The organism is Azospirillum sp. B21 (assembly GCF_008364825.1).
GTDB lineage: Bacteria > Pseudomonadota > Alphaproteobacteria > Azospirillales > Azospirillaceae > Azospirillum.
The window spans coordinates 1-6,056 of sequence record NZ_VTTO01000045.1 but is presented as its reverse complement, the minus strand read 5'-3'; the positions used below and the strand labels follow the sequence as shown (position 1 = coordinate 6,056).

Here is a 6,056-nt window from a genome sequence, read left to right as displayed (position 1 = left end):
GACCGTTTGGTAAAATATCTATGCGCCGCGGCCCGGCTTGCGCTCCGTTGATCGCTTGAGGCCGTCAGCCGGCGCGAGACAAGACGCCTAGTTTAATCAGTTTTGAGAAAATGATCGTTTGGCGGCCTATACAGGCGGTTTGAACAGGCCGGAGCTCGCGCCGGCATCACCGCACGGTGAGAGAAGGGCCGTTGCACCGAGCAACGGAAAGCTCTGGCAACCGGGATCGTGAACCCCTCCCAACCAAAGGGCGACAAGATGCCAACCGGCATGCTGAGGCGGAAAGGCGTCTGCATTGTGGGAGTACAGCCCGGCTAGGGACTGGGCCCCAGTTAAGGTTATTGAGATCGCCGGTAAAGGTTATTGAGGACAAACCGCCCGGCGACTGGGTCTCAGTTCACGTTATTGAGACCAGAATTCGCGCCGAAAAGCGGTCAGTAAAGGTTATTTCGCCAGCCGACAGGTGGGTGGGCATGGCGCCATCCTAGCGGCGCGGCGCCTGCCAGTCCAGCGGCTGAATAACGCATTGATAACTGTCATTATCGAAGCGTTATCGAAAACCAATTTTCCCTGCTTCCCGATGTTGATGCAGTTAACAAAGATCGCTGCAATCGGCTATCCTGACGCGGCTTTCCCGGAGTCGCGATGACCGTCCTCTCCTGTCTCCCCGCCCTGCTCGCCGCCGAACGCGCGCTCGGCCGCCTCGACCAGGCGCTCGCCGATCCGGCGCGGCGCCGGCGCCTCGCCGCCGATGCCGCCCGCCGCTCGGCCGCCGCGGTGATCCGCCTCGACGGCCACCGCCTCGACGCCCACGACTTCCAGCGCGCCCTGGCCGCGCCGGAGCACGCCCAGGGCGAGGCCGCTCGCGCCGCTCTGCTGGTGCCGCTGTTCGCCCAGCTGCCGGCCGGTCTGACTGCCGCCCTGCCGCCGGAACACGCCCCCGTCCGGCCCGCCGCCCTTCCGGCCAGGGAGGAGGAGTCGGGGGACGTCGTGGCCGCGGTGCGCGCCTCGATTGCCGCCTTGGAGGCGATCGACCTCGGGAGCGGCGAAGAACTGGACGACGGGGAAGGCGATGCGGCCGGTACTACCCCGCCGCTGACGCCCTGGACCCGGCCCTGGCTGGACGAGCTGCACCGGCGCTGGAGTGTTGCCCAGGGCGGCCGTCCGGTCGGCCTCGGCGCGGCCCGCGCCGCCGATGCCGGTCCGGCGCTGGAGGCGGTGGCGGAAGCCATGGAGGCCGCTCCCGGCCTGCTCGGGGCTGCGGCGGCGATCCGCGCCCTGGCGCTGCGCCCCGACCCGGGAGCGCCGGAGCGCCAGGGTGCGGACGACGATGCCGAGAGCGCCGCCCTGCGCGCCGCGGTCGCGGTGGAGCGGCCGCCGACCTCCTGGTGGAGCGTGGTGGTCTGGCTCGCCGCCCCCGACCTGGTCCGTGGGGCCTGCCGGCTGCATCATGCGTGGCCACCGCTGACGGCGGCGCTCGCCCGCGACGTCACCGGCTACCGCCTCGCCCTGGCCGGGACGGAAGGCGCCTGGACGCGCTGGGTCCTCGACAGCATGCCTGAGCTGGTGGCGCATGAGCTGGAGCGGCTGCGCCATCTCGATCTGGTCCAGGAACACTGGGAGGCGCGGCTGGCCGCCACGCCGCGGCGCAGCAGCTCGCGCCTGCCCGATGTGCTCGACTGGCTGCACGACCGTCCGGCCTTCACCATCAGCCGGGTGGCGGGCGAGCTGAAGGGGCGCTGCGGGCTATCGCTGCGCGGGGTGCATCTGCTGGTGGAGCAGCTCGCCAAGGCCGGCGTGGTGCGCGACATCGCCGACCGCGGCGGCGAGCGGGTCTGGGCCTGCGATCTCAGCTTCCTGCCACCCGGCCGCTGAGCGGCTGGGCCTCATCCAGCAGGCCGTGGCGCATGTGGACCGGCGGACCGTGACGCGGGGCCATGAGAAAATCGCAGGCAAACCGGTAAGGCGCTTCTCCATGACGCCGCCAGCCGGCGGCTTCGAACAGGACCACCCGGTTCGGCGAGACCCCGGTATCCATGGCTTGGGCGCCCGCCAGAAGGCACCGTCGATGGACCGCCTGTCGGAGCACCCGAAGAAAGGTGGGAAGCTGATCCTCCAACGCGGCCTCCACCACCAGAACGGTGAGGATGGCGTCGACGAACAGGGCCAGCTGCACGACCCGGGTGTCGATGGTGCCGATGGTGAGGTGAGCCCGGGGGGAATTCAGCCAACCGCTTATGACCCCCATCCAGCTTTTGATTTCGGAGCCAGCTGCAGACCGCCGGTCGAGCAACTGGGCTGCGGCTTTCACGTCCGCAACCGTCGCGCTCCGCACCTCGGTCACGGGTGCGGAGCGGACGTCGCTGGTCAGGCCGATGGCCAAGGCCCGGGCAGGGGTTATCCGGCTCCAGACCTGAGCATAGGCGCCCACCAGGGCGGAACGGTCAGCTCCGACCGGCCGTCGACGCTGTTGCGGTGGCCGCATGGCCTCCTCAATGGACGGCCAGCAGCGGGCCGGCAGCAGAACCGTCGTGTCGAGAGCATCCAGCGATCCCCCCGCCAGGAGCCGTACAAGGAGGGTGCGGGTGGACCCTGTCGCCGGCGCCACCAACACCTCATGGGCGGCGGCCAAGGAGGCGCCCACCGCGTGCAATCGCTGACGAAGGGTCCAGGCTGCGCCGTTCGGTTTGTCGCCCAATGCCCGGAACGCGGTCAGCGCATGCTCGATCAGTTCCGGCCGGTCGATGTCTTCGGCCAGAGCTGCCAGTTCCAGGAGCAGCTGCTGTCCCCGGACCACGGTGCGCGGAGCCTTCGCGGCCGGGACGGTGCGAAGATCGGTGCCACAGGCATGGCAGCGCCACAATGGACGACGCGCCGAACCGTGGAGCGGTACCAGTTCAGCAAGGCACCGCGGGCAACGGTCGTGGAGGAACCGGTTGTGCCGGACGCACACCGCTGCCACGTCAACCCGCCAGAACCAGGGCAGGTAGGGGCTGGCATCCTCGCGCCAGCACAGCGGACAGAAGCGGGGGGCGACAACCGCGCCGGCCCAAGGCCGGCCAATCGGATGGGCAAACCGTTGCAGCGGGCCAATCCGGCGGCGATGGCCGGTTTGACGTTCCAGATAGGCGATCAGGCGCGGCGCCTGTTCACGATCTGGATCGGCGACCGCTATCCGGCTTTTCAGTCGCAGATGAGTCAGGAAGCTGTCCGGCCCCATCGCGTTGGCGTGGGCCATCCGGGCCAGCCAACTGCTGAACAATTCGTCTGGAAACGGGACGGGATCGGTGGCCCAGCGCTCTCCGGTCGGACGGCCCCGTTCCAACAGCTCAACCGGGAAAGGTCCGGTGTCCGGGAGGGAGGGCGACGGTGCCATCACCCCAGCCCCAGCAAATCCTGTGCGGAAAACCGTTTGGAGGGCGGGCGGAACTTCATGTCGTCGAACAGCGCCATGGTGATCCGTTCCTCGCCGCGGCGCACAGCTTCGACCGCGGTCGCCGTGACCGTCTGCACGATGTCGCCGATCAACCCTTCGGATGTCAGAAAGATGCGCTTGGCCAGCGTGTCCTCCGTCAAGTCCGATTTCCGGCGCAGTGGCAGGCTGAGGACCAGGCTGTTCAGAAGGCGGGCATAATCGGCATCGTATTGCCAGCGGGGCAGTGGGGCGCTTGTCAGGCGGGTGCGCAGTTCCCCGTCGTTGTGGATCACCTCCGCCAGCGACCGGTCACCGATCAGCACGGGTGAAATATCCCACTCATGCCCCATCACGCGCAGCAGGGTGTGAAATTCCTTGGCACCGCTGCCGCGGAAGCCGTGGTGCGCGTCATCGAAGATGATGACGCGGGGTTCGTATTCTCCGAACAGATCCATCATCTGCTGGCGCCGGCCATCGATCGTGCGGTTGGTCGGGTCCGGCACGCGGCCCATCGCCCGGATGAGGCCGGACAGGAACTCTGTGCGGGAGGGTTCGCTGGGCATCTGGTAGTAGTAGATGGGGCGCATTTGGACCGACGGCGTTTTCAGGAAGCGATCCGCAACCATGGTCTTGCCATTGCGGAACGGACCGCATACCGCGACCCCCGTGGTTCGGGTGGATTTCGGTCGTTCCCGGAGTCTCACGAGGTCCGTCAGGGCTTTCACGGCGGCTGGATAGCCAATCCACCGTGTTTCTCCCAGGTACAGGCAGCGGTCCTCATCGCTGAGGGTCTCAAGCCGCTGTCGCGCTTCATCGTTCAGATGGTCGGTCATGACGTCCCCCAGTGCTCGACCTCGAAACTGTCATCCGTCACCGGCAAGACTCCCAAACCGTCTCCGGTGGTCTTGAGACGGTTGATCTCCATATCCGCCGCATAGGGTTTGGGGGCCTCACTGGCGACGCGCGCCGCCAAGGCGTCGCTTGCCGCCTTCCGGCTGACCCGCGCCTTGCGAGGCCGTGGGGGCGGAGTCAGCGCCTCGTCCACCATTTCGCGTGATTTCCCTCGCTCCGCCCAGGAAGTGCCCGCCTCCTGGCGCTCCCGGCCATTCTGGGCGTCCAGTTCCCAGGCCGTCATGGGGGTCAGCACGCCATCGGCGCGGGGGACCGTGAGCCATTGCATCAGCGTCGGGTGCCACAGGTAGATGTGGCTGACGTCATTGCGGTTGACCTTGGTCCGTAGTTTTTCGCGTCCGCGGTTGGCGTAAATTTCGGCCAGCCGGCCATCGTCCGGCTTCCAATAAAAGAGGCCGAAGGCCGGGATGCCTTTGCTGGACAAGCTGCATGTGCTTTCCGGCAGGAAAGCGAGCTGGACCTCCTCCCAGTCGACGGTCAGGAGATGCTCGGGAATGCGGGAGGCGTGCTTGCTCCATTCAAGATCAGGGCGCTTACGGGTTTTCTCATCCATTTCCCCGTTGCAGATGCGGAACGCGGTGATGGCCGCCGCCTTCTCGATCTGCTCATAGGTGAGGCAGGCGCGTTCCTCGGCGGGATAGTCGCCTCGGTCGGCGACGGAGCGACCGGTCTGCCCGCGGGCCTTGCGGAGCTGCTGGTTGATCGATCCCTGCAGGCGTTCAACCACGTTGCGGATATGCGGCTCGCCATGCCGGGGATCCACCGTGATGCGGAGATCCTCCAGGCCGCGGTGGCCTTTCAGAGCCTTGTACCAGGCAGCCCGATCCGAAATGATGCGCTCCGGTCGGCCGAAGACATCCGTGGCTTCGATGCCGAACTTCTGAAAGTACGCTCCCTTCGGGCGGATGGCGTGCTGAAGGCACAGTCCGATCGCCTCCCGGTTGGCCGACCGCGGCCACAGCCAGAAGCCCAGGATCATGTGGGTCAGCACATCGACCAGAACGATGAGCCAAAGCCGCTTCAGCAGGTGACCCGCGTCGTCAACAGCGAGCACGTCGATTTCCGTCTCGTCGATCTGGCAGATTTGCAGCGGATAGTCCGGGACCAGCGAACCGCCCCGGTGCCGGTGCTTGCGCACCCTGACGGTTTCGCCACGCCGACGGGCCACCTCTTCGGCCGTCCAGTGCTTCCAGAGTCGGCTCTTCACCGTGTTGAACGAGACCGGCTTCAGCCCAGCGCCTTCCAGGCGCCCATTGATCACGATGGTGGCCTCGTTCAGGGAGCACCCTTCAGGGGTCAGATACTTGTCGTCGAGGACGGCCCGGACGATGGTTTCGGCCTCTTCCGACAGCCTGGCTCCGCGTCCCGAATCGTCGCGCAGCAGGTCGCGGACCAAGCGGCGCCGGCTGTATCTGCGCAGGTGGTTGCGGATCGTCTGAGGCGTCCGTTTGAGACGGGTCGCAAGATCATTGATGGCGGCAGCACGTGCCTCGCTCTTCACAGAGGTGCTGTCCAAAATGCGGTCGAGCTGCGTGGCTAGGCGCTCGGCTTCGGACCAGCGTGGGTCATCGGGTGGATCGTCGGATCGCCGTCCCATACCCCACACGCCCTCCCGCGAAAGCGTTCGGCTGCAAGAAAATTTTCAGCCGCAAGCTTTGCATAGAAGCCCTTGATCCGTCGATACGATCTTGGTCAAGCCGCGTGAAAATTCTCAGGAGAAAGCGACACC

Annotated in this window: 4 protein-coding genes; 1 reads left to right on the top strand and 3 read right to left on the bottom strand. The window is 66.6% G+C overall.

Annotated features, from left to right (window positions below; genetic code table 11):
* Window positions 1-645 precede the first annotated feature (645 nt).
* Window positions 646-1,875 carry a hypothetical protein gene (locus tag FZ983_RS33790; RefSeq protein ID WP_149229088.1) on the top strand — a complete coding sequence of 410 codons (1,230 nt, stop codon included), beginning with the start codon at window positions 646-648 and terminating at the stop codon, window positions 1,873-1,875.
* On the opposite strand, the gene FZ983_RS33785 is transcribed toward FZ983_RS33790, so the two are convergent.
* From FZ983_RS33785 to FZ983_RS33775, 3 genes are read right to left on the bottom strand one after another with little or no spacing between them, the layout of a single operon-like run.
* On the bottom strand, window positions 1,850-3,376 hold the full coding sequence (locus FZ983_RS33785) for a TniQ family protein (RefSeq protein ID WP_149229087.1): 1,527 nt from the start codon (window positions 3,374-3,376) through the stop codon (window positions 1,850-1,852). The two genes, FZ983_RS33790 and FZ983_RS33785, sit on opposite strands and share 26 nt — an antisense overlap.
* Window positions 3,376-4,248 carry a TniB family NTP-binding protein gene (locus FZ983_RS33780; protein WP_149229086.1) on the bottom strand — a complete coding sequence of 291 codons (873 nt, stop codon included), beginning with the start codon at window positions 4,246-4,248 and terminating at the stop codon, window positions 3,376-3,378. Before FZ983_RS33780 ends, FZ983_RS33785 begins: the two co-directional genes overlap by 1 nt.
* Window positions 4,245-5,924: a DDE-type integrase/transposase/recombinase gene (locus FZ983_RS33775; RefSeq protein ID WP_149229085.1), complete on the bottom strand. Its 1,680-nt coding sequence runs from the start codon at window positions 5,922-5,924 to the stop codon at window positions 4,245-4,247. The genes FZ983_RS33780 and FZ983_RS33775 overlap by 4 nt, the downstream gene beginning before the upstream one ends.
* Between the last annotated feature and the right edge of the window lie 132 nt (window positions 5,925-6,056).

What these genes read in the sequence shown, in the direction of transcription:
- FZ983_RS33790 (WP_149229088.1), top strand. Translation starts at nt 646, where the DNA reads ATGACCGTCCTCTCCTGTCTCCCCGCCCTGCTCGCCGCCGAACGCGCG.
- FZ983_RS33785 (WP_149229087.1), bottom strand. Translation starts at nt 3,376, where the DNA reads ATGGCACCGTCGCCCTCCCTCCCGGACACCGGACCTTTCCCGGTTGAG.
- FZ983_RS33780 (WP_149229086.1), bottom strand. Translation starts at nt 4,248, where the DNA reads ATGACCGACCATCTGAACGATGAAGCGCGACAGCGGCTTGAGACCCTC.
- FZ983_RS33775 (WP_149229085.1), bottom strand. Translation starts at nt 5,924, where the DNA reads ATGGGACGGCGATCCGACGATCCACCCGATGACCCACGCTGGTCCGAA.